Raw genomic sequence first — 17,460 nt, forward strand, 5'->3', positions numbered from 1 at the left:
CGCCGTTCTTCCACAACCGCCGGTCAGTGCAGCCCGCCGGGCTCCGTTCCGGTGGCGATCGGTGCCCGGACCAGGTTGCCCCACTCGGTCCAGGAGCCGTCGTAGTTGCGGACCTGCGGGTAGCCCAGCAGGTGGTGCAGCACGAACCAGGTGTGACTGGACCGCTCACCGATCCGGCAGTACGCGACGATGTCGTCGGCCGTCTCGAGGCCCAGCTCGTCCCGATAGATCTTGATCAGGTCGTCGTGCGCCTTGAAGGTGCCGTCGTCGTTCGCCGCGGACTTCCACGGCTTGCTGACCGCGCCCGGGATGTGCCCGCCGCGCAGCGCGCCCTCCTGCGGGTACGCCGCCATGTGCGTCAGCTCGCCGGAGTACTCCTGCGGCGAGCGCACGTCGACGAGCGGACGCCCGCTGGCGATGTGACCCATCACCTGGTCGCGGAACGCCCGGATCTCCGCGTCGTTGCGGACCGGCACCTGGTATTCCACCGGGGCGCGGCTGGTCTTGTCCCGGGTCACCGCGCGTCCCTCGGCCACCCACTTCTGCCGGCCGCCGTCGAGCAACCGCACGTCGCGGTGCCCGAAGAGACTGAAGACCCAGAGTGCGTACGCCGCCCACCAGTTGAAGTTGTCGCCGTAGAACACGATCGTGTCGTCGCGGCCGATGCCCTTCGCCTCGCACAGCGCGGCGAACGCGGCCGGATCCAGATAGTCCCGGGTGACCTGGTCGTTCAGCTCGAGATGCCAGTCGACCTTGACCGCGCCGGGAATGTGGCCGGTGTCGTAGAGCAGCACGTCCTCGTCCGACTCGACGACCACCAGGCCGGGGGTGTCCAGATTCGCGGCGAGCCACTCGGTGGTGACCAGTTTGTCGGGGTGCGCATACGCCTGAAGCGCCTGCGCCGGATCGTTCGGAACGGACATGGTTGTCACGCTAGCCGTTTCTAGTCCTTGATCGGTGCCAGTGCCGGTCGCTTCGCCGTGACCAGGTCACCGGCCGAGCGTCCGCGCAGGTGCCGCCCCACCCACGGGGCGAGGTGCTCGCGGGCCCAGCGCAGGTCCGCGCTGAGGGCCAGCCGCCACGGTGTCGGCTGCGGCGTCGGCGGTACGAGCATCCACTCCTCCTCGACACCGACCCCGAGCGCGTTCAGCACGTGCCCGGCGACCCGTCGGTGCCCGGACTCGGAGAGGTGCAGCCGGTCGTCACTCCACAGGCTGCGGTGCAGGTACGCGTGGTCGGCGAAGAGGTCGATCAGGTGCGCACCGTGCCGTTCGGCGATCTCCCGCGTCCCGTCGTTGAGTGCCGCCGCCCGTCCGCCGATCATCCGTTGCCCGCCCGGGACGTGCACCGCGATGTCCGCGAACCGGAACATGATCACGTCGGCGCCGGTCGCCCGGATCCGGCCGATCGCCACGTCGATCTTGTCGAGCAGGCTCTGCGGATCCACCCGTGGCCGCAGGATGTCGTTGCCGCCGGCCGCGAAACTGACCAGATCAGGCCGCATCGCGAGGGTCGGCTCGAGTTGCTCGGCGAGCACTTGGTCCAGCAGCCGGCCGCGGATCGCCAGGTTGGCATACCCGAAGTCGGGACCGGAATCGATCGCGAGGCGGGTGGCCACCAGGTCGGCCCAGCCTCGATACGAACCATCCGGATATTCGTCGCACATGCCCTCGGTGAAACTGTCACCCATTGCCACGAAGCTGCGCCAGGCCATCGATAGCCCCCTAACGTCTGTTCAGCTTTGGTTGCCGGATCAGTTTTCCACCGGACAGCTAAAAGCGGGACGTGACGCTGGCGACACTTAGATAAGCAGGTGATTTATTCCTACACCGTACCTAAGCTCGATGTCCATGTTGCTTCGGATGTCCACCCTGCTCCTCAAGACCCTGCGTGAGGAGCCGGCGGACGCGGAGGTGCCGAGTCATCGGCTCCTGGTGCGCGCCGGCTTCGTCCGCCGCGCTGCCCCGGGCGGCTACACCTGGCTGCCGCTCGGCAAGCTCGTGCTCGACCGGGTCACCGAGGTGGTCCGGGACGAGATGGCCGCCGCCGGTGGCCAGGAGGTCTCGTTCCCCGCCCTGCTGCCGCGCGAGCCGTATGACACGAGTGGCCGCTGGACCGAATACGGCGATCTGCTCCTCACCCTGCAGGACCGGCGTGGTGCGGATTATCTGCTGGCGCCCACCCACGAGGAGATGTTCACCCTCCTCGTTCAGGACATGACCAGTTCGTACCGGGATCTGCCGCTCTTGCTCTTCCAGGTGCAGACCAAGTTTCGCGACGAGGCACGGCCGCGGGGCGGCCTGCTCCGCGGCCGCGAGTTCCTGATGAAGGACGCCTACTCCTTCGACCTGGACGACGAGGGACTGACTTCTTCGTACGACCGGATGCGCACCGCCTACCAGCAGATCTTCCGGCGCCTCGGGGTGGAGCACACCATCGTCGCGGCGGTCTCCGGCGCGATGGGCGGGTCGGCCTCCGAGGAGTTCCTGGCGCCCGCCGAGGTCGGCGAGGACACCTTCGTCGGCTGCACCGCCTGCGACTACGCCGCGAACACCGAGGCCGTGGTGACCCCCGCGCCGCCCGCCCGGCCGGTCACCGCGCCCGCGGCGGCCGTGCACGACACCCCGGGCACCCCGACCATCACCACGCTTGTCGAGCTGGCCAACGAGCGCCGGCTCGGCGGCCGCGACGACTGGGCCGCATCGGACACGCTGAAGAACGTCGTGGTGGTCGTGCACCACCCCGGTCGTACCGATGAGATCGTCGCGATCGGCGTGCCCGGCGACCGCGAGGTCGACCTCAAGCGGCTGGACGCCGCGCTCGCCCCGGCCACGGCCACCCTGTTCGACGACTTCGCGGCCCGCCCCGACCTGGTCAAGGGCTACCTCGGCCCGCAGGGCCTGCCGATCCGCTACCTGGCCGATCCCCGGGTGGCGCCCGGCACCGCCTGGCTGACCGGGGCCAACCAGGCCGGTCGGCACGCGACCGACGTGGTGGCCGGGCGCGACTTCGTGCCGGACGGCGCCATCGAGGCGGCCGAGGTCCGGGCCGGCGACACCTGCCCGGCCTGTGGCGGTGGCACGCTGACCATTCGACGGGGCATCGAAATCGGACACATCTTCCAGCTGGGCCGCCGCTACACGGACGCGTTCCGGGTGGACGTGCTCGGCGCCGACGGCAAACCGGTCCGTCCGACGATGGGCAGCTATGGCATCGGCCTGACCCGGGCCGTCGCGGTGATCGCCGAGCAGCACCACGACGAGCGCGGGCTGGTCTGGCCGGACGCGGTCGCGCCGGCCGACGTGCACATCGTGGCGGCCGGCCGGGACGGTCAGATCGAGGCCGCGCTGTCGCTGGGCGCGACACTGGTCCGGGCCGGGGTCCGGGTCCTGGTCGACGACCGGCCGAACGTCTCGGCCGGGGTCAAATTCACCGACTCCGAGTTGATCGGCATCCCGCGGTCCGTCGTGGTCGGCCGCCGCTTGATGGAGGGGTACGCCGAACTGCGCGACCGGCGCACCGGCGACCGGCAGGAGCTGCCCCTTGTGGACATACCCGGGGTAATCATGGGAACACTGGGGTAAGCGGACGTTCAACGGGGTGGAGGCACGAACATGGCCAGACTGGTGGCTGACGCGATGACCCGGCGGGTGGTCTACCTGCCGGAGGACACCTGTCTCGACGAGGCCGCGCAGGCCATGCGGGATCAGGGCATCGGCGACGTGGTGGTGACGCACGGCCCGACCATGGCCGGCATCGTCACCGACCGGGACATCGTGGTCCGGGCGATCGCCGAGGGCCTGCCCCCGGCGACCACGACACTCGGCGCGATCGCCTCCCGCGAACTCATCATGATCGAGCAGAGCGCCCGGGTGGAGGAGGCGGTCCAGGCCATGCGCAGCCGGTCGGTCCGCCGCCTCCTGGTGTGCGACGCCGACCGCAAGGTGGTCGGCCTGATCAGCCTGAGTGACGTGGCCCTCCTGCCGGCCTCGACCTCCGCCTGACCGTGGGCCGGCTGCGGCCGGCCGACCGGGCGGCGGGCTAAGTTGGTCTTCGTGACTGAGATGCCGCCGAAGCTCGCCGAGATCGTCGAGGACTTCGCCTCCGCGCCCCGTGAGGTGGTCCTGGAGATGCTGCTGGAATTCTCCGACGCGGTGCCGCCGCTGCCCGCCGCACTGGCCGGGCACGACGGCATGGAGCAGGTCCCGGAGTGCCAGACCCAGTTCTTCCTCAAAGCCGAGGTGCAGCCGGACGCCACCGTGCAGACGTGGTTCGACTGCCCGCCGGAGGCGCCGACCACCCGTGCCTTCGCCGGCATCCTGGCCGAGGGCCTGGCCGGGTCGTCGGCCACCGAGATCCTGGCCGTGCCGGACGACCTCTACGCCCGGATGGGGCTGGCGCAGGCGATCAGCCCGCTGCGCATCCGGGGCGGGACGGCGATCCTGGGCCGGCTCAAGCGCCAGATCGCCGAGCAGATCGCCTGACCCCGAACTCGGCTGACCCCCGAGCTTTCCTGCACCGGAACGGAAAAGTGTGGATATCCAGGTCTGGTCCGACGTCGTCTGCCCGTGGTGCTATCTCGGGCGGCGGCGACTCGAGAGCGCGCTGGCCGCGTTCGGCGAGGACGTGACGGTCACCTATCGCGCCTTCCAGCTGGACCCGTCGCCGGTGCCGCAGCCGAAACCGCTCAAGCAGGTGATGGCCGAGCAGTTCGGCGGCGACGAGCGGGCCGAGCAGATGTTCGCCCAGGCGGCCGGCGTCGGCGCCAGTGAGGGCTTGGTCCTGGACTTCGACCGGGCACTCGCGGCCAACACGTTCGCGGCGCACCGGCTGATCGCCTGGGCCGCCGGGCAGGAGCGCCAGGCCGACATGCTCGACGCGCTGCAACGGGCACACTTCGCCGACGGCATCGACGTCGGATCCCGTGCGGCCCTGGCCGGCGTGGCCGGCTCGATCGGGCTGGACGCCGCGGCGGCATTCGCCTACCTGGAGTCCGAGGCCGGCACCGGCGCCGTCGAGGCCGACCTGACCGAGGCGGGGGAGCTGGGCGTCACCAGCGTCCCCTACTTCCTCGTCGACGGGAAGTTCGTCATCCAGGGCGCCCAGGACTCATCGACGCTGCTCGCCGCATTCGAGGAGATCACCCGCCGGGAAGCCGTCGAAGCCGGTCGATAACGTTTCACGTGAAACGACATTTACCACCATCGTTATCTAACTCTTCGATGGGCTAGCCGACCTCTTTCGCCAGGCCCTCGATCACCTGCGCGCCCGGCAGGGCACCCAGGGCCGGTCCGGGCACCGCGATCTTGCTGTGCCGGACGCCGGACCCGATGATCACGTGCGGCGCGGCGATCACCCGGGAGTCCACCAGGATCGGCCAATCCGCGGGGAGTCCGATCGGGGTGATCCCGCCGTACTCCATCCCGGTCAGCGACACCGCCTCGTCCATCGGCGCGAAGCTGCACTTGCGGACGTCCAGGAGCCGCCGGACCATCCCGTTCACGTCGGCCCGGGTGGTGGCCAGAACGATGCACGCGGCGTATTTCGTCACCTCGCCCCGGCGGCCCGCCACGATCACGCAGTTGGCGGACTCGGCCAGGGTCACCCCATACGCCTCGCAGAACGCCGCGGTGTCGGCCAGGGTCGGATCGATCGGCGCCACCAGCACCTGATCGACGTCGACCGGCGCGTCCACCGGCCACACCGCGAGCGCTTTCGCCACCGGCACGGCGAGCAGGTCAGATCGGGACTGGGCGGGTTCGGTCTGCAGGCTTCCCATCACGCCCGCCATCATGACCCCAAACCCGCCCCGCAACCACAAGACACGACCCGACCGACGCCGGCGCAAAGCGCTGCGTGGGGACTTTCGGTGCGGAGCGCACCCAAACTTCACACACACGACCGCGGCGGGCGTTGCGTGGGGACTTTCGGTGCGGAACGCACCACAACTTCACACGCTCGCTTGGGGTTGGGGTGACCGTGACCACCCGCGGACGTCGCCCCGGAGGGCTTTGCGTCATGGACGCGCCAGCGGCCAGCGAAGCCCGCAGGGGTCCCGGCGGGAGCGACGATCTGAACCCCGGCGGACGCACGACATCAAGATTTTGATCCTCGGCTCTGGCCGAGAATGACCACCATCCACTGACGACCTCCTCATCGACCGGCACCGCCGGGCTACTCAGATTCAGGCGGATCATGCCGAATGTCTGTGGTTGTGGAGGAGGGGTTCATTCCGGAGCGTCGTAAGGCTCGTACCGGCACTGTCAGCGGCCTTGCGCTGATGACCGGCGCCACCGCCATGGCCGCGGTCGGCGGCGGACACCACTCGGTGTTCGCCACCATCCTGCTCGCCCTCCTGGCGCTCGGCATGGCGCACGCCTTCACCGTCGAGATCCAGCGCCAGGCACACCGGCGCACCGGCCGCTGGGACCGGCACGACGTGATCAACATTGCGCTGCTCGCCGGCTGGGCGTTCGTGGCCCTGACGATCGCCGCCCTGCCCTACCCGTCCTTCTCGGTCCGGGTCCTGAGCCTGCTGCTGACGTTCAGCTACACCGCGGCCTGCGCCTACTTCGTCGCGGAGCGCCGGCGGGCCATCGCCGGCGCGGTCCGGGCACCGGCACCATCGGCTTCGGTGATGTCGGAGTCGTCGCCGGTCTGACGGTCGGCCCGCGCGGAGACCGGTGGCGTGACCGAAACCGATGAGCCGGCCGAGGCCTGTGCCATCGTCGGCAGCACCACCATCAGCGGTGGGACCGGCACCCCACTCGTCTCGATCGGGAGCTCCGGCACCGGCAGCCAGTCCAGGCCGAGCGGTTCCGGGCCCTTGCCGTCGTCGTGCCCGGCACGTGGCTCGCCGACGGCCACCGACACCGCGAAGACCGATGTCATGCCGGACGGATACGGCATCTCCAGCACATACCGCAGGTCGCTGACGATCAGCCCGGTCTCCTCGAAGACCTCGCGCCGCACGGCCTCCTCGGCCGTCTCGCCGGGCTCCAGCCCGCCACCGGGCAGAGTCCACCACTCGCCGCCACCGGATCGCCGGCTTCGCTCGTGCACCATCAGCACACGGCCGTCCCGCACGATCACAGCGGCGGCCCGTCTTCGTTCGCTCACGAGTCGCAGGCTAACCGGCGCCATCACCTCGCGCAGTCTTCTTCATTCCTCTGTGGATAACTCGCAGCACGCAGATCGGGCATATGCGTTGCTACGTCTTCGGAACGGTGACCAGCAGATATCTCTTCGACTCCAGCAATGCCCCGGTCAGCTTGAAGCCGACCTGTGATTCGACGAACGTGATCGCCGCCTCGGTGGGATCCGTCACGTCCGCACCCTGTTCGGCGGTGTTCTGGTCCAGTTCGATCCGGCCGTCGCGATATATCCGAGTGTGCGCATGCCGGTCGGCACCGCACTGGTACGCCACCACCTCGGTCCCGGCCGACAGCGGCCCGGCGATCAGGCCGTCCATCCCGAGCCCGCCCCGGTCCTCCAGGATCACCGTCCAGTCGCCCAGGTACGCGATCCCGGCGAAGTACCGCGACCCGCCCTCTTCGCCGTCTCCCGGCCCGACCAGCTGGGCCCAGTCGACCCATTCGAAGCTCTTCCCGCCGATCACCGGGACCACCTGGCTCGGCCGGCGACCTCGGACCAGGGTGAGACAGAATCCGCGCCCCAGCGGCCCGCTGGGGCTGGCCCAGCGGTATCCGTCGTCGTCATCCCGCAGAGGCAGCGCCGCTTCGGATGGTGCACACCCCGACACGGGCGCCAGCAGAGCCAGCGCCGCCAGAAGAACCCGCCGTTTCACCGCGCCAGTAGATCAAAAAAAGCCGCCCGCGGGTGCGGACGGCTAAGAGAGAACCTCGGTGGAGCCCAGGGGAATCGAACCCCTAACCCCCGCCTTGCAAAGGCGGTGCTCTGCCAATTGAGCTAGGGCCCCGGCTAGCGCCTCAGCGCAGGTCGGGCGCGGTGGTCGCCTCGTGCCACAGCGCACGCTCGTCGCTGGACGCCTTGACCTTCTTGACCACCAGCGCGGCAGCACCGACAACGGCTGCCACGATCAGAAGCTTCTTCAGCATCAACTACCCCCAAAGGCCGGGAACCGCGACAGAAGCAATGAAACACCGTCAGAGAGAAACGGGCGACCCTTGATCCGCAACATGTACGGATGGGGATCGCCCGATTCGCTCGTGGGGCTAGATGGAATCGAACCATCGACCTCAGAGTTATCAGCTCTGCGCTCTAACCGACTGAGCTATAGCCCCTCACCTGCGAGACAGAACTTTACCGCATCGGGTTGTGAGCCTCCAAAACGGGGGTGGCTCACAACCCGATCAGGTCGTCAGTCCCGCTCGGCGAGCGTCAGCTCGATGCCGCCGACCAGGTCGGCACACACGTTGTAGACGAAAGCGCCGAGCGTGGCCAGCGCCGTGAACAGCACGACGTTGACCGCGCCGATCAGCATCGAGGTGCCGATCACGCCCCACGCGGTGATCCGGAAACCGGACGAGGTGTCCGCTCCACCGCTCGCGTTGACCAGGTCCTTGAGGCTGTCGTTGATCGAGCTCCAGACACCCATGGTGTCCAGCGCGAGGTAGAGCACCGAGGTAGCGACGACCACCACGATGAAGAGCACGATCGAGACCGCGAACGCGAACTTCATGACGGACCAGGGATCGATCCGCTTGAGGTTGAGCCGGGCCCGCCGCGGACCACGCGCCGCGGCCGAGGAGACCGTGGAACGGGCCGAGCGGACCGCTTCGGAGACTCGGGCTGCCCCGACCGCCGACGTGCCACCCGGACCGGCCGGAGCCGCCGGCGGCGCGGTGCGCTGCTTGGCGGCGCCGGGTGGGGTCACCGTGGGCACACTGCCCGCCGGGCGTGCGGAACCCGTGACCGTGCCGGGCGCACCACCGGGGCGCGCCGAAGCGACCCCGGGCGCGGCGCCCTTGCCCTTGGTCACGACCGGCACCGCAGCCGACGCCTTGGCCACAGCGGGTGCGCCGGGCCGTTTCGGGTCAGCGGCATCCGGCCCGGCAGCGGGCTCACCGGGCGGCGGGGCCATGCCCGGCGCCCTGGTGAACTTCGGCGGGGACGGGGCTTCGGCGGGGACAGCGGCGCGCCCAGCGGTCTCGCGTCCGGGCGTTGCGGCGCCGTCGTTCTTCGCCGCATCGCCCGGTGCCGCTGAGCTCCCGGGGCCCCCCGACTTCGCCTGTGTCTCCGGCATCAACTAGTCCTGTTCGTCAGGCTCGTCGGCATTGCGAGCAAGCGCCACGATGGTTACACCTTCAGGGAGGTCCATCAGCTTGACCCCCATTGTGTTCCGATCCCGTGTGCGCCGTACAGGCTTCACGGGAGTCCGGATGACACCACCATTGCTGGTGATGGCAAACAGTTCATCCTCCGGGCTGATCACCAGGGCGCCGACAAGTCCACCACGACGTTCAGTGATCTTCGCGGTGAGTACCCCCTTGCCGCCGCGCCCCTGTACCGGATACTCCTCGATCGGTGTCCGTTTGGCATACCCACCGTCGGTGGCAACCAACACATCCAGACCCTCGCGGACGACCTCCATGGCCAGGAGCTCGTCGTTGTCGCCGAAGCGCATGCCGATCACGCCCGACGTCGCTCGTCCCATCGGACGGAGCGCCTCGTCGGTCGCGTTGAAGCGAATGGCCTGGGCTTTCTTGGACACCAGCAACAGATCGTCCTCAGAAGCCGCCAGGGCCGCGCCAACCAACTCGTCATCCTCCCGCAGGTTGATGGCGATGATGCCACCGCTGCGGTTGGAGTCAAATTCGTCGAGGCGGGTCTTCTTCACGAGACCATTCTTAGTGGCGAGCACAAGGTACGGCGCGACCTGGTAGTTCGGGATCTGGATGACCTGCGCGATGTGCTCGTCCGGCAGGAAGGCCAGCAGGTTCGCGACGTGCTGTCCCTTGGCGGTTCGGCTGGCTTCGGGCAGTTCGTACGCCTTCGCCCGATAAACCCGGCCCTTGTTCGTGAAGAACAGCATCCAGTCGTGCGTGGAGATCACGTAGAAGTGCGACACGATGTCGTCCTGGCGCAGGGTCGCGCCGCTCACGCCCTTGCCGCCGCGGTGCTGCGATCGATACATGTCGACCTTGGTGCGCTTCGCGTAACCAGTTCGTGTGATGGTCACCACAACGTCCTCGCGCGCGATGAGGTCCTCCATGGAGACCTCGCCGTCGAACGGGATGATCTGGGTGCGCCGGTCGTCCCCGAACTTCTGCACGATCTCGCCGAGTTCCTCGGAGATGATCGCCCGCTGCCGCTCCGGCTTCGCGAGGATGTCCTTGAAGTCGGTGATCTCGAGCTCGATCTTCACGAGCTCGTCGATGATCCGCTGCCGCTCCAGGGCGGCCAGGCGGCGCAGCTGCATGTCGAGGATCGCGGTGGCCTGGATCTCGTCGACGTCGAGCAGCGACATCAGGCCCTGGCGCGAGTCCTCCACCGTGGGCGAGCGCCGGATCAGGGCGATGACCTCGTCGAGCATGTCCAGGGCCTTGCCCAGACCGCGCAGGATGTGCGCGCGCTCCTCGGCCTTGCGCAGGCGGTAGGCGGTCCGCCGGCGGATGACCTCGATCTGGTGCTCGACGTAGTACCTGATGAACTGGGCCAGGTTCAGCGTGCGCGGCACGCCGTCCACCAGCGCCAGCATGTTGGCGCCGAACGTCTCCTGCAGCTGGGTGTGCTTGTAGAGGTTGTTCAGCACCACCTTGGCGACCGCGTCGCGCTTGAGCACCAGGATCAACCGCATACCGGTACGACCGGACGACTCGTCCCGGATGTCGGCGATCCCGGTGAGCTTGCCCTCCTTGACCAGCTCCGCGACCCGCTCGGCCAGGTTGTCCGGGTTCACCTGGTACGGCAGCTCGGTGACGACCAGACACGGCCGGCCGCGCGAGTCCTCCTCGACCTCGACCACCGCGCGCATCCGGATCGAGCCACGCCCGGTCCGGTACGCGTCCTGAATGGCCTGCTGGCCCACGATCAGGCCGTAGGTCGGGAAGTCCGGGCCCTTGACGATCTCGAGCAGCGCCTCGAGCGTGGTCGGCTCGTCCGCGTCGATGTTGTCCAGGCACCACTGGACGGCGGCGGCGATCTCCCGCAGGTTGTGCGGCGGGATCTTGGTCGCCATGCCGACCGCGATGCCCTCGGACCCGTTCACCAGCAGGTTCGGGAAGCGAGCCGGCAGGATCGTCGGCTCCCGGGTGCGGCCGTCGTAGTTGTCCTGCATGTCGACGGTGTCCTCGTCGATGTCCCGCAGCATCTCCATCGCCAGCGGGGACAGCTTCGCCTCGGTGTACCGCATGGCGGCCGGCGGGTCGTTGCCCGGCGAGCCGAAGTTGCCGTTGCCGTCGATCAGCCGGTACCGCAGCGACCACGGCTGGCCCATCCGGACCAGCGCGTCGTAGATCGACGAGTCGCCGTGCGGGTGGTAGTTGCCCATCACGTCGCCGACGACGCGCGCGCACTTCACGTACCCGCGGTCGGGGCGGAAGCCGGCGTCGTACATCGCGTACAGAATCTTGCGGTGCACCGGCTTGAGACCGTCCCGCACGTCGGGCAGGGCGCGGCCGACGATGACGCTCATCGCGTAGTCGAGGTACGAGCGCTGCATCTCGACTTCGAGGCCGACGGGCTCGACGCGCTGGCTCACACCGCCGCCGGTCTCGTCCTGGGGAACGTCGCCGTCAGGCGGTTCGGGAATGTCAGTCACTGTTAACCCTTACTCAAGGTGAAGCCAGACAAATTCGGCCAAAGCCCGCAAATCGCTGTGGATAACACTGTGGAAAGGTGCCCTACGCTGTGGACACGTGACCAGCGGCGCGCCCGCCGAGGGTCAGATGTCGAGGAACCTGACGTCCTTCGCGTTGCGCTGGATGAAGGACCGCCGCGCTTCGACGTCCTCACCCATCAGCACGCTGAACAACTCGTCGGCGACCGCGGCGTCGTCCAGGGTCACCTGACGCAGGGTCCGGGTGTCCGGGTCCATAGTGGTGTCCCACAGCTCCTGGAAGTTCATCTCGCCGAGACCCTTGAACCGCTGGATGTCGTCCGGCTTCGCGTTCGCCTTCTTCTGCTGACGCAACGCGATCAGGCCGTCACGCTCGCGGTCCGAGTACGCATACTGCGCGTCGTCGCCCCGCTTGTTCCACTTGAGCTTGTAGAGCGGCGGCGAGGCCAGGTAGACGTGCCCCTGCTCGACCAGCGGCCGCATGAAGCGGAACAGCAGGGTGAGCAGCAGCGTCTGGATGTGCTGGCCGTCGACGTCGGCGTCGGCCATCAGGATGATCTTGTGGTAGCGCAGCTTGCCGATGTCGAACTCGTCGTGGATGCCGGTGCCCAGCGCGGTGATCAGCGCCTGGACCTCGTTGTTCTTCAGCACCCGGTCGATCCGGGCCTTCTCCACGTTCAGGATCTTGCCGCGGATCGGCAGGATCGCCTGGTACTTGCTGGACCGGCCCTGCTTGGCCGAACCGCCGGCCGAGTCGCCCTCGACGATGAACAGCTCGGTCTCGCGCGGGTCGGTGGACTGGCAGTCGGCCAGCTTGCCCGGCATCGAACCGGACTCCAGCAGCGACTTGCGGCGGGCCAGCTTGCGGGCCTGCTGCGCGGCGATCCGGGCGCGGGAGGCCTGCGACGCCTTCGTGATGATCTGCTTGGCGTCGGCCGGGTTGCGGTCGAACCAGTCGGCGATCTGCTCGTTCGCGACCTTCTGCACGAAGCTCTTCATGTCGGTGTTGCCGAGCTTCGTCTTGGTCTGACCCTCGAACTGCGGGTTGGTCAGCGTCACCGAGATGATCGCGGCGAGGCCCTCCCGGATGTCCTCACCGGACAGTTTCTCGTCGCCGCGGAGGAACTTCTTCTCGGCGCCGTACCGGTTCACGATGCCGGTCAGAGCGGCCCGGAAGCCCTCCTCGTGGGTGCCACCCTCGTGGGTGTTGATCCGGTTGGCGAACGTGTAGATCGACTCGCCGTAGGACTCGTTCCACTGCATCGCGATCTCGACGGCCATGCCGGCCTCGGAGTCCTCGGTGCCGAACTCGATCACGGTCTTGTGGATCGCGCTCTTGGTGGCGTTCAGGTGCCGGACGAAGTCCGCGATACCGCCCTCGTAGAGGAACTCGACCCGGCGCGGCTCACCCTTCTCGTCGAGCGAATCGGTGCGCTCATCGGTGAAGTTGATCGCCAGGTTGCGGTTCAGGAAGGCCATCTCCTGGAGCCGGCGGTAGATCGTCTGGAAGTCGAACTCGGTGGTCTCGAAGATCGCCGGGTCCGGCCAGAACTGCACCGTCGACCCGGTCCCCTCGGTGGGCTCACCCTTGATCAGCTCTTCCGGCTTCGAGGCGTTGTACTTCTGCCGCCAGACGAAGCCGTCCTTGTGGATGACCACGGCCATCCGGATGGAGAGCGCGTTCACCACGGACACGCCGACGCCGTGCAGACCGCCGGAGACCGCGTAGGCCTTGCCGTCGAACTTGCCGCCGGCGTGCAGCACGGTCAGTGCCACCTCGACGCCCGGCTTCTTCAGCTGGGGGTGCATGTCGACCGGGAAACCACGGCCGTTGTCGGTGACCGAGACGCCGCCGTCGGCGAGCAGGACCACGTCGATGGTGTCGCAGTACCCCGCGAGCGCCTCGTCGACCGCGTTGTCCACAACCTCCCAGACCAGGTGGTGCAGACCCCGCTCGCCGGTGGACCCGATGTACATACCGGGGCGCTTCCGGACCGCCTCAAGGCCTTCGAGCACGGTGATCGAATCGGCACCATACTGCTGATTGTTCTCTGACACCCTCGGCCGCTTTCTCGCACGGGACCCCAGGTGGAGCCCCACACGGGGGTTGGCGGGTGACCAGCGGCTGTGAGCGCGCACGAAGCACCACAGATGACACCGCGAGAGGAGCGGACCACCGGTGGAACCGTGCTCGCCGGCCGCCGCGGACAACCCGCGGATCGTGATCGGCTGGAAAAACCGCGTAGCGTGACGAAAGTGGCTGCGTGTGACCGCGCCACCACCGACAAGCACAGTTTTCCCGGTCACCGTCGATTCTACTCCGCCGAGGCGAGTTGGCGAGGGTCCGGCACCCCTTCCGGGTGCCTGAGAGTCCCGTAGCGCGATTCAGGATGCCTCCCGCGTCTCCCCCTACACGGCACAGCCCCTCCACACAATGGCAAACGCTCGGGCCGGGCGCGCCTGCCGCCCCCGGCTGACCCTCGCTGCGACACTGCCTGTCAGCGGCAGGCGGTGGTGTCGTAACCTCGCCCGCGCGGGCCGTGCATGGCCCAACGGACCGCTTGGACAGGTCGAGGAAGGGTTGCCCCGATGGCGCACGACAAGGGCCTGGACAACGTCGCGGTGCACTGGCCGCGGACGAACCAGTACTACGACCCGGTGGCTCCCGCCGAGTTCGTCGACTTCGGCGCGATCGCCGACGCCCCGGAGATCGCCGCGCCCACCGGCGCGCTCGCACTGCACGTCGCCAAGACCGGCACGGTGCGAGCGACCGCGTACACGGAGTTGGTCGACCTACTGCTCGGGTTGGAAGGTGTGCTCTACGCGACCGACGCGGCCGCCGAGGACGAGGACCCGGTGATCGACCCGGACGGTTGCGCCTGGATCGCCGGCGGTCTGGAGCGGTTCGTCGAGGGCCACGACAAGTTCGGTGACCTGGTCACCTTCGACACCGTCGCCGAGGTGATGCGCACCGCGATCGCCAACGGGCGGCTCGCCGACCAACAGTTGCGCTGGCTGGACCAGCGGCTCGCGGCACTCCGCGACGAGGCCGGCAACGCGCCGCACTGGAGCTTCGCCCGCACCGAACTGGCCGTCCTGGCCGGTTTCTACCGCCGCTGCGCGGAGCGCGGGTTCGCGGTCTTCGCGGATTACTGAGCGGTCACCGCTGCTGCTCTTCTAAAAGATCAAGAGCCTTTTGTCCCATGTGGCTGCCGGGTTCGGATCGCCGCTCCCGCGGGGGCCGGGCACGGCGATCTGGCCGCTGGCGCGTCCAGAACGATCGCCGCACCCTTCATTGCCCGTGGGTGGTCGCGGTCACCCACAAGACCTGTGGACAACCCGCCGGTCAGACCCGGCTGCTCACCCGCTGGGTCACCTCGGACTCGGAGCCGGCCACCATCGGGGCCGGCTCCGGCCGCCGGGACAGCCACCACATCTCGCCACCGATCACCAGCAGCAGCACCGCCGACGCGGCCGCCAGGATCATCGGCCACCGCAGCCCGCTGGGTACCTCCTCGGCGAACGCCAAAGCCTCGCCGGGCCCCGCACTCGCCCAGGCCGGAGCCGCCGCAGGCGGGAACAGACCGAGGGTGCCGAGAACGAGAACGAGCAGAACCAGCGAGCGACGCAGCAAGGCCATACTGATAAGGACGCACGAAACCCGAAACAGGTTCCCTCCGTCGCCCAGCCGCGCGATCAAAGCAGCGATCCGGGCAGCTCAGCCGTAGGTGTCGCGGGGTCCACGGCCCTGCACCCGGCGCGGTCCCCGGTTCCACGACGGCGCGGCCGGACCGTGGATGTTCAGCCTGATCACGACGTTGTGGCCGATCTCGCCGGCGATCTGCTTCAGCAGCCGGCCGGTCAGCATCCGCAGCTGGGTGGCCCAGGCGGTCGACTCGGCCTCCACGGTCAGCACCCCGGCGTCGAGTTTCACCGGCTTGCTGTGCGCAGCGATGTCCGCGCCGACCACTTTCTCCCAGGATCCGAACACGGTGGCCTCGGCCTTCGGCCGTTCCCACCCGCGCGCCTTCATCAGCCGCTCGAGCATCGAACCGAACAGCTGCGGATCCCGCGGATCCACACCCGGCCCGGAATACCCGCGCAACCGCTTCTCTCCGGTCGCGCCGATCCGTTTGCGGGGCTGCCGGGCCGCCTCGCGCCGTTTCGTCAGCGCCGCGTCCAGCACCGCCCGGGCCAGCTCCGGGCCGGCCTTCCCGTCGTCCCAGCCGTCCGGCGCGGCCGGTTGACCACTCGCGGGCTGACCCGCGGCCGGTTGACCCGCGGCCGGTTGACCACCTGCGGGCTGACCCGTGGCCGGACCGCCCGCGGGCTGACGCGCCGACGGTTGCTTCGCCGCCGCCCCGCCGTTCGCCCTGCTCGCCTCACGCGGCACCGCGACACCCCCTGTGGATAACCGTTGTCCGCGTCAGCGGCCGACGACCCGCCGACAACCGCGCCAACCCCCGCAGCACTGTCGACCCGAACCCGACCCACCGTCAAGCCCGCGGGCGCGCTCCACGGCCCGCTGAGGCCCCGGGACGGTGACGAGATCGACGCCGGGGCACCGGTCAGCCGGCACGCGTCACCGAGCCGGTGGTCACGTCGTACCGGGCGCCGCGCAGCGCGGCCGGCACGTCCTCCGGCACCGCGCACGTGACGAGCAGCTGGGCGGCGTCCGAGACCAGGGCCGCCAGCCGGTCACGCCGACCGGCGTCCAGCTCGGCGAAGACGTCGTCGAGCACCAGGATCGGCTCGATCCCGTCCGCGCGCAGCAGGTCGTACGCCGCCAGGCGCAGCGCCAGCGCGAACGACCACGACTCGCCGTGGCTGGCGTAGCCCTTGACCGGCAGCTCGCCCAGCGACAACTGGAGGTCGTCGCGGTGCGGGCCGACCAGCGTCGTGCCCCGCTCGACCTCGGCCGGGCGCCGCTCCCGCATCCGTTCGAGCAGCGCGGCCTCCAGGACCGCGCGGTCGGTGGTCAGATCTTCGCCGAGCCGGGACGAATACCCGATCGTGGCCGACGACCGGCCGGCCGCCACCGCGTCGTACGCCTTGGTCAGGTGCGGGCCGAGCGCCGCGGCCAGCTCCAACCGGCCGGCCAGCAGCTCCGCGCCGTGGTGGGCGAGATGCTGGTCCCAGACCGCGAGCGTCGACAGGTCCTGGCCGCGGGTGCCACCCACCTTGCGGGTCAGGTACGCGGTGCGCAGCAGGGCGTTGCGCTGCTTGACCACCCGGTCGTAGTCGGCGCGCACCCCGGCGTAGCGGGGCTGCCGGGCGACGAGCAGGTCGTCGAGGTAGCGGCGGCGCTCGGACGGGTCACCGCGGACCAGCTCGAGGTCCTCCGGTGCGAACAGCACCATCCGCAGGGCGCCGAGCACCTCGCGGGGCCGGCGCACCGGGGACCGGTTGAGCCGGGCCCGGTTCGCCTTGCCCGGCACGATCTCCAGCTCGACCAGGAGCTCCCGGCCGTCGTGCACGATCGCGCAGCGGATCACCGCCGAGGTGGCGCCGAAGCGGACCAGCGGCGCGTCGGTGGCCACCCGATGACTGTCCAGAGTGGCCACGTACCCGAGCGCTTCGATCAGGTTGGTCTTGCCCATGCCGTTCTGGCCGACCAGCACGGTCACGCCGGAATCGAGGTCGACGGCCACCCGCTCGTAGGAACGGAAGTCGACGAGCTCGACCCGGCGTACGTGCAT

The 17,460-nt window shown here is 69.1% G+C and carries 18 protein-coding genes and 2 tRNA genes; 6 read left to right on the forward strand and 14 right to left on the reverse strand.

The features are described from left to right. Positions 1–23: 23 nt before the first annotated feature. Both ADL15_RS38015 and ADL15_RS38020 read right to left on the reverse strand, forming a co-directional pair. Positions 24–923, reverse strand: coding sequence for a sulfurtransferase (locus ADL15_RS38015; RefSeq protein WP_067701955.1), 900 nt, complete (start codon positions 921–923; stop codon positions 24–26). A gap of 20 nt (positions 924–943) precedes the next feature. Then, positions 944–1,714, reverse strand: a complete 771-nt coding sequence (locus ADL15_RS38020; RefSeq protein WP_067701958.1) for an SGNH/GDSL hydrolase family protein — start codon at positions 1,712–1,714, stop codon at positions 944–946. 136 nt (positions 1,715–1,850) lie between these two features. Between ADL15_RS38020 and ADL15_RS38025 the strand changes: the two genes are divergently transcribed. The 4 genes from ADL15_RS38025 to ADL15_RS38040 are packed head-to-tail and all read left to right on the forward strand — an operon-like array spanning position 1,851 to position 5,175. Then, positions 1,851–3,584 carry a proline--tRNA ligase gene (locus ADL15_RS38025; protein WP_067701961.1) on the forward strand — a complete coding sequence of 578 codons (1,734 nt, stop codon included), beginning with the start codon at positions 1,851–1,853 and terminating at the stop codon, positions 3,582–3,584. Between the two features lie 30 nt (positions 3,585–3,614). Further along, on the forward strand, positions 3,615–4,004 hold the full coding sequence (locus ADL15_RS38030; RefSeq protein WP_067701964.1) for a CBS domain-containing protein: 390 nt from the start codon (positions 3,615–3,617) through the stop codon (positions 4,002–4,004). Between the two features lie 51 nt (positions 4,005–4,055). Continuing rightward, positions 4,056–4,484 carry a SufE family protein gene (locus tag ADL15_RS38035; protein WP_067702178.1) on the forward strand — a complete coding sequence of 143 codons (429 nt, stop codon included), beginning with the start codon at positions 4,056–4,058 and terminating at the stop codon, positions 4,482–4,484. Positions 4,485–4,533: 49 nt separating this feature from the next. Then, the gene (locus tag ADL15_RS38040; protein WP_067701967.1) at positions 4,534–5,175 is read left to right on the forward strand and encodes a DsbA family oxidoreductase; all 642 of its coding nucleotides are present in this window, start codon (positions 4,534–4,536) and stop codon (positions 5,173–5,175) included. Positions 5,176–5,227: 52 nt separating this feature from the next. On the opposite strand, the gene ADL15_RS38045 is transcribed toward ADL15_RS38040, so the two are convergent. Continuing rightward, entirely contained in the window at positions 5,228–5,779 is a 552-nt protein-coding gene (locus tag ADL15_RS38045) for a YbaK/EbsC family protein (RefSeq protein ID WP_067701970.1), read from the reverse strand. Between the two features lie 423 nt (positions 5,780–6,202). Between ADL15_RS38045 and ADL15_RS38050 the strand changes: the two genes are divergently transcribed. After that, complete coding sequence (locus ADL15_RS38050; RefSeq protein ID WP_232344793.1) at positions 6,203–6,661, forward strand: hypothetical protein; 459 nt, start codon at positions 6,203–6,205, stop codon at positions 6,659–6,661. On the opposite strand, the gene ADL15_RS38055 is transcribed toward ADL15_RS38050, so the two are convergent. From ADL15_RS38055 to gyrB, 8 genes are all read right to left on the reverse strand, one after another. After that, the gene (locus ADL15_RS38055; protein ID WP_269748421.1) at positions 6,568–7,119 is read right to left on the reverse strand and encodes an NUDIX domain-containing protein; all 552 of its coding nucleotides are present in this window, start codon (positions 7,117–7,119) and stop codon (positions 6,568–6,570) included. The genes ADL15_RS38050 and ADL15_RS38055 overlap by 94 nt on opposite strands. Positions 7,120–7,210: 91 nt before the next feature. Beyond that, complete coding sequence (locus ADL15_RS38060) at positions 7,211–7,807, reverse strand: DUF6461 domain-containing protein (RefSeq protein ID WP_338025599.1); 597 nt, start codon at positions 7,805–7,807, stop codon at positions 7,211–7,213. A 59-nt stretch (positions 7,808–7,866) separates the two neighbouring features. After that, a tRNA-Ala gene (locus tag ADL15_RS38065) sits at positions 7,867–7,939 on the reverse strand. Between the two features lie 10 nt (positions 7,940–7,949). After that, on the reverse strand, positions 7,950–8,078 hold the full coding sequence (locus ADL15_RS55995) for a DLW-39 family protein (RefSeq protein ID WP_212847121.1): 129 nt from the start codon (positions 8,076–8,078) through the stop codon (positions 7,950–7,952). Between the two features lie 112 nt (positions 8,079–8,190). Then, a tRNA-Ile gene (locus ADL15_RS38070) sits at positions 8,191–8,264 on the reverse strand. A gap of 77 nt (positions 8,265–8,341) precedes the next feature. Then, on the reverse strand, positions 8,342–9,226 hold the full coding sequence (locus ADL15_RS38075) for a DUF3566 domain-containing protein (RefSeq protein WP_067701980.1): 885 nt from the start codon (positions 9,224–9,226) through the stop codon (positions 8,342–8,344). A 3-nt stretch (positions 9,227–9,229) separates the two neighbouring features. Next, positions 9,230–11,743, reverse strand: coding sequence for a DNA gyrase subunit A (gene gyrA / locus ADL15_RS38080; RefSeq protein WP_067701983.1), 2,514 nt, complete (start codon positions 11,741–11,743; stop codon positions 9,230–9,232). 123 nt (positions 11,744–11,866) lie between these two features. Beyond that, positions 11,867–13,819, reverse strand: coding sequence for a DNA topoisomerase (ATP-hydrolyzing) subunit B (gene gyrB / locus ADL15_RS38085; protein ID WP_067701986.1), 1,953 nt, complete (start codon positions 13,817–13,819; stop codon positions 11,867–11,869). Between the two features lie 531 nt (positions 13,820–14,350). Between gyrB and ADL15_RS38090 the strand changes: the two genes are divergently transcribed. Beyond that, the gene (locus ADL15_RS38090; protein ID WP_067701989.1) at positions 14,351–14,917 is read left to right on the forward strand and encodes a hypothetical protein; all 567 of its coding nucleotides are present in this window, start codon (positions 14,351–14,353) and stop codon (positions 14,915–14,917) included. Between the two features lie 190 nt (positions 14,918–15,107). Here ADL15_RS38090 and ADL15_RS38095 read toward each other — a convergent pair whose 3' ends face one another. The 3 genes from ADL15_RS38095 to recF all read right to left on the reverse strand — a co-directional run bounded on the left by ADL15_RS38095 (position 15,108) and on the right by recF (position 17,460). Next, complete coding sequence (locus tag ADL15_RS38095) at positions 15,108–15,401, reverse strand: hypothetical protein (RefSeq protein WP_067701992.1); 294 nt, start codon at positions 15,399–15,401, stop codon at positions 15,108–15,110. A 78-nt stretch (positions 15,402–15,479) separates the two neighbouring features. Beyond that, positions 15,480–16,154: a DUF721 domain-containing protein gene (locus ADL15_RS38100; protein WP_083972271.1), complete on the reverse strand. Its 675-nt coding sequence runs from the start codon at positions 16,152–16,154 to the stop codon at positions 15,480–15,482. A 175-nt stretch (positions 16,155–16,329) separates the two neighbouring features. Then, complete coding sequence (gene recF / locus ADL15_RS38105; RefSeq protein WP_067701995.1) at positions 16,330–17,460, reverse strand: DNA replication/repair protein RecF; 1,131 nt, start codon at positions 17,458–17,460, stop codon at positions 16,330–16,332.

Source organism: Actinoplanes awajinensis subsp. mycoplanecinus (genome assembly GCF_001509495.1).
GTDB classification, from domain to species: domain Bacteria; phylum Actinomycetota; class Actinomycetes; order Mycobacteriales; family Micromonosporaceae; genus Actinoplanes; species Actinoplanes palleronii.

Bases quoted from the DNA above. Each gene is read 5' to 3' on its own strand.
- ADL15_RS38015 (WP_067701955.1), bottom strand. From the start codon at position 923: ATGTCCGTTCCGAACGATCCGGCGCAGGCGCTTCAGGCGTATGCGCAC.
- ADL15_RS38090 (WP_067701989.1), top strand. From the start codon at position 14,351: ATGGCGCACGACAAGGGCCTGGACAACGTCGCGGTGCACTGGCCGCGG.
- recF (WP_067701995.1), bottom strand. From the start codon at position 17,460: ATGCACGTACGCCGGGTCGAGCTCGTCGACTTCCGTTCCTACGAGCGG.
- ADL15_RS55995 (WP_212847121.1), bottom strand. From the start codon at position 8,078: ATGCTGAAGAAGCTTCTGATCGTGGCAGCCGTTGTCGGTGCTGCCGCG.
- ADL15_RS38050 (WP_232344793.1), top strand. From the start codon at position 6,203: ATGTCTGTGGTTGTGGAGGAGGGGTTCATTCCGGAGCGTCGTAAGGCT.
- ADL15_RS38020 (WP_067701958.1), bottom strand. From the start codon at position 1,714: ATGGCCTGGCGCAGCTTCGTGGCAATGGGTGACAGTTTCACCGAGGGC.
- ADL15_RS38075 (WP_067701980.1), bottom strand. From the start codon at position 9,226: ATGCCGGAGACACAGGCGAAGTCGGGGGGCCCCGGGAGCTCAGCGGCA.
- ADL15_RS38030 (WP_067701964.1), top strand. From the start codon at position 3,615: ATGGCCAGACTGGTGGCTGACGCGATGACCCGGCGGGTGGTCTACCTG.
- ADL15_RS38095 (WP_067701992.1), bottom strand. From the start codon at position 15,401: ATGGCCTTGCTGCGTCGCTCGCTGGTTCTGCTCGTTCTCGTTCTCGGC.
- ADL15_RS38025 (WP_067701961.1), top strand. From the start codon at position 1,851: ATGTTGCTTCGGATGTCCACCCTGCTCCTCAAGACCCTGCGTGAGGAG.
- ADL15_RS38045 (WP_067701970.1), bottom strand. From the start codon at position 5,779: ATGGGAAGCCTGCAGACCGAACCCGCCCAGTCCCGATCTGACCTGCTC.